Raw genomic sequence first — 5,328 nt, forward strand, 5'->3', positions numbered from 1 at the left:
GCTACATCCAGGCTACTTTGAGGGTGTTGTAGCCTGGATGTAGCGTAGCGAAATCCAGGGAAATTCAAGCCTCAAATGTTTGTCAAGGGGGTTTTTGATGCGGTTGCCATGGCGAAAACCTGCTAAAAAATGTATTTAAGTATTTGTTAATCATCCCCCTCTATAATCACCCCATTACTGACTATTAAAAATCCATACTCCCGGAGAGAAGATGCTAAGCTCAACTGAAAATAATAACGATCCCACTATTCACCAAGCTATCATCGATGCCGACTTAAGCCGTGAGCAACTAGACAACTTTTTAGTTAACGCCCCTGAATTTGCCTATGCAATATTAGCTAGCATCCCCAAGCAGAATTTAAGCCTTCGTCTTTTAGAGTCCATAATTGAAAATTTTAAAGACGCCACACCAATGCTTATAAATAATATTCATTTTAGGGCTGCACTAGAATGTATACTTGATTTTGGCCACTCGCAGAGCGAAATCACCCTCGCGATACTCCCAGAGTTACCCTCCCTCTCTTTTAAAAACCTTGCTAAACGTGTACCTGAGCTTCACACCGTAGAAAGGCTAAATGATTTTTTGGATAGAATCCCCCGGGAAATATTTCCACAGCTGAAATTAAGTTCAGCGCAATGGTATAAGTTAATAAGTAAAAATATTCGCTACCTCGAAATATATTTCGACCTTCATAAAATCAGTGACTATGACAATTTAAATTTATTTTATTTAACTGAACTTAAGAAAAAACATGGTGAGACATTTTCAATCCACCCACGAGTACAAAGTCAGCGGGATAAAATCAGTCATTTTGCATTACTATGCGATGATATAGCAGATAACAAAGATGACACAAAAAAATACTCTGAATATTTTGAGTGCTTTAAGTCAGATGTACTGTCGTTAAGTCTGTTAGCGGGTAAAAACCAAAATTACGACATTCAGTTAATTGACTTTATCTTAACAAAGCCTAGTCTAAAGCTAGATAGGCATGCCTGGTTAGCTCTTCAACAAATAGCCGACCATACCCAAAATCCCGACTATATTATCACTCACGCCCATTTTTTAGATATAGAAAAAAGAGATACCTTAGCTATAGTTTTAGCAGGAAGAATCTCAGAAAAAATAGCGTTGAAGCTCCTAGCTACTCCAGAAAACATTAGCCGCGTGCCCCTAAATGCCGCAAGAAAAATTATCATGCGTTTTCCTAGCTTACTTTTAAATATCAATTTCAATGATGTCGCCCCCATCCTATCTCCTGAATTTTTTCATAGTTTACCTAAGAATTCCCCTGCTCAAAATTCCGTTTGCGACCAGATAAAAAGTCAACACAGTGCAGTTTTCAACAGCGCTTCTTTTCAAGACGAATTACTAGCACTGCAGGAGTTAGATTTAGCCAAGCAAAAACTAAAAGAAAATCAGTGGAATTATGTTCTACCTAAATTAACTTCATCAAAGCCTTCTTCAAAGATTTGGGACTATATATTTGATAATTACCTAGCCTTAATACCTAGCATCCAACTCGAACTAGCTCAACTAGAGATAAGCTTAGTTCCGCCTTCATTCGCAGAAAAATTTCAGGAAATACAACAAACCTTGAACGAACATTTTAACTTTCCAGATGAACTTAGAAGGCTACTCCACCATAGAAGCGAGAATTTTTTACAAGTAACCACGGAAAGCAAAGACCTTGCCCTATCAATTATCAGAAACAACTCTCTCTTTAGCAGCCATCTTAACGGCAAGATGCTATTAACATTGTGCATTGTTCATGGAAACACTCTCCTACAGGAAATTAATAACAATTCCGGACTAGCAAAAAAATTGTGGTCTTATGTCGCATTAGAAACCTTTGCATTATGTTGTAAACACCCAGATTTAATCTCAGCATATAACTTCGATTTATCAGCACCTCAAGAATCTCTTCATGATCTGTTTCAAAAGAATATTCACCCCGTGATGGAGCGACTCCTAGATAAATCACCACTTACAGCTTATTCAGTACTGTCGTTACTCGAACTATCGTCCTTCTTTGTATTACAAAGAAATGAGCCGCTCGAAAATGTGGTAGGCCTAGAAAAACTAAAGTTAATTGCAGAAAAATGCCAAGATGCAAATGTATTTTATTGGTTATATTGTTACTATGCAAAATCGTCTGCCACTCAAAATAATGAGCACCTTAATTATTTGAACAAAGCCTTAGAGCAAGGATCACCAAAAGCATGGGATTTTATCGCAGGAAACTCAACATTTGACATGTCTCCTGTGCACGCTATCATATACGAAAAAAATGCAGATAATGCCCGTTCAATATTTTATTCTATTTATTGTCTTAAGATTTTTGGAGGCGCAGATCCACAACAGGATCCTAAACATATTGCTTTTCAGTTAAATCTTGTACTCAAAATATTGGAAAGTTTAGAAGCACAAAAAGTACTCTTGCAGTCTTCTTCAATAAGCATACCTTTAACAGCTCACCTTGAGTCTGTTGAGTTTTTTGAAGCTCTTTCAGGCCCGCGTAAACGAGGGCGTAAAATACCTAGTACAAATTTTTATTATGTTCCCGTTCAGCTGGAAGATAATATTTTCCTGGATTCTCGAACGTACGCAAAGACAATCTCAATGATGATCGAATATTATTCGAATATACTCGAATACTATGAAAAAAATAAAACTCCCGAACTGGCACTGCAGTTAGGCAAATTTTTATGGCAAGCAGTAAAGTGTAGCTTCGAGTTTTCTCATAGGATCGATGCACGTAATTTATATGACCCACTCATTTTTGCTGGCCAAGCTGGAAATGATGAGGCTATAGAAATCTTAAAAGCAAATAAGAAGCATCGCAATTTTGGAGGCAACGCAATTTATCGTGCCCTATTTAAAATCTACTTAGCTCAAAACAATGAAGCCCGGGCTGTAAAGAGCTTAATTAAAGGCTGTGAAAATGATAGTTATCTCAAGGCTACTGATGAACTTAGAGAATTTGCCAAGAAGAAAGTCAATATAAACTTATTATACAGAGCTTATCAATTTGCACAAAAAAAAGGTGAGGAATACACTGAAAGCGGGGATTCGAGAAGATTAGAGGTAACGTCTATGCTGAACGATTTGATCAATCCGTTGTTAGATAAAATTCGCTCACTAAGATCATCCCCCCTCTATTTTTTCTTCGCGGAAAAAAAACAAGCCCTGCTCAATTTAGAACAGAAGATAGATAATTTGCGGGAAAAAATTAAGCAGAACATGCGAGACGATAGGTTAGAAGAAAGTCCTTATAAAAGCCTATTGACTACAATTGAAGAATGGGAAAAGCAAGCGGTCCCTCATCATCCAAATCAAACATATCAAGGGTTGATAAAGGAGCCTAACTTTGCATTCATTAATAAAGGATTAGAATTTTTTGGGCATAAACCAAATACCCCTGATTCACCAGCCGAGTGTGCAGTATTGATTAGCGAAATCAAAGAAGCTCTGAGGAAAAAAGACTGGGAGTTTTCAGATAATAATAACAAACCGCCCAGTATGTCGTAAAATAACTGAATGCGCTCATTTCTCTGTATACGACAATTTTTTCGAACAAGGGCGGCGTTGTAAGTTTGAAGCAATACTTTATGTATTCGTTAAAAATACCCATGTATTATTTTGTAAATTAGTACAAAAATTAACTGTCCGGAGAAACGATGCTAGATTCAAATGAAAATAACAATTTGGAGTACGATAAAGATCCAACAGTTTACCAAGCTATCATCGATGCAGACTTAAGGGGGAAAGAGCAAGCTACCTTTTTAATCAATCACCCCCAAATCGCTTATTCAATATTAGCTGATATACCTCCAACGTATTTATTCCCCCAGCTTTTAGAATCAATAATTGAAAGCCACACAGACAATGTAGATGCCCTAATAAGTAACCGCAGTTTTACGAAAGCTTTAAACCACTTGTTAATCGTTGCTGACTCACATATACAAAGTAATCAACGGCTTGACGCCCTATCCCCGGATTTAATTAAAGCGCTTTCTCAAATCGGCTCTCTAATAGAGTATGACCATGCGTTGGAAAAATTAACCCCTTTTTTGGAATCACTGCCTGGACCTGCATTCCAAGAGATTGAGTTGAGCGCATCTCAATGGTATGAGTTAGCGAGCAAGAATATACATTTCCTCCAAATATATGCTAATACTCTCGATAATCACGGCTCAACATATTCCCAATTAAATACTTTCCATCTAACTCAGCTAAAAAAAATTCATGGTACGGATTTTTTAACTCTGTTTTCTTCAGAAAAAAATTTACTAGAAAAAATAAAGTGTTTTGAAGATTTGCGTCATAAGATTATCAAGAAAGAGGGGAACTACAAAGCGTCTTTAACGAGCTTATGGCCTGATATTTTTTCATTATCCCAGCTAGCCGGCCAAGACCGACAGTATGATGAACAATTAATTGAGTTAATTTTAGCACAAGGGGACCAAAAAAATCAGACTTTGCTCCATCTTAAAACCATAGGCTCATATTTTGACAATGGCATTTATATTCTCAAGCATAGTAATTTTAATGACCCAGCCAAAAGAAGTGAGTTGGCTGCAACTTTATCCGAAAAATCAGAACAAGTTGCTGAATTTGTGGTTACAACTCCCGCCCTGGTTAAGGATCTCTCCCCGGAAGCAATAAGAGAAATTATTACGTGTTTCCCTAATTTACTCTTACACGCTAATTTTAACGAAGAGCAAATGTGCTCTATTGTAACACCCGAATTTTTTCATTCGGTGGCTGAGAGCACGAGTCCGTTGCGACAAAGCTATTTGAACTTAAGAGATGAAGTTTTTAAGGGTGAAATCAGAATACTTGATGAGTGTGATTGGTATAAAACTCAATTAAAGAGAAAGAACTGGTCTTTAGTTCATCCTAAATTATTATCTTTAAATTCTGGAAAAATTTGGCACTATGTGTTTGAAAATTACTTATATTTACATCCCACAATTCAAAGCAAATTCGTTAAGTTGAATCCCGACTCAATTCCCGAGCCATATCGTGAAGATTTAAAATCTAACCAACGTACATGGCAGGAATATCTCGGCTATCCGGAAGAATTAAAAAACCTAATCTTAGTCAGAAAAATAGATACTATTTCTTTAGAAATAGTAGGTAGTATAAATGCCAAGCTAGCTTCTGTAATAATAAATACTCCTTTTTTTAATCAGCACCTTAGCGGTAAGACTTTATTAGTTTTTTGTGTGAGTCACCCCAAAAATATTTTGGATGACATTAATCACAACCCATACTTAGCAAAAAAATTATGGTCTTATATTACTCTACAAAACCATGCATTA

At 36.6% G+C, this 5,328-nt stretch carries 2 protein-coding genes; both read left to right on the forward strand.

The window, feature by feature from the left end; translation table 11 throughout:
* Positions 1-211: 211 nt before the first annotated feature.
* Positions 212-3,532 carry a hypothetical protein gene (locus H0U71_09885; GenBank protein ID MBA2655355.1) on the forward strand — a complete coding sequence of 1,107 codons (3,321 nt, stop codon included), beginning with the start codon at positions 212-214 and terminating at the stop codon, positions 3,530-3,532.
* 149 nt (positions 3,533-3,681) lie between these two features.
* Positions 3,682-5,328: hypothetical protein (locus H0U71_09890; GenBank protein MBA2655356.1), on the forward strand; the 1,647-nt coding region annotated here is incomplete at its 3' end.

Source organism: Gammaproteobacteria bacterium, assembly GCA_013697705.1.
GTDB lineage: Bacteria > Pseudomonadota > Gammaproteobacteria > UBA6002 > UBA6002 > UBA6002.

Bases quoted from the DNA above. Each gene is read 5' to 3' on its own strand.
- H0U71_09885 (MBA2655355.1), top strand. From the start codon at position 212: ATGCTAAGCTCAACTGAAAATAATAACGATCCCACTATTCACCAAGCT.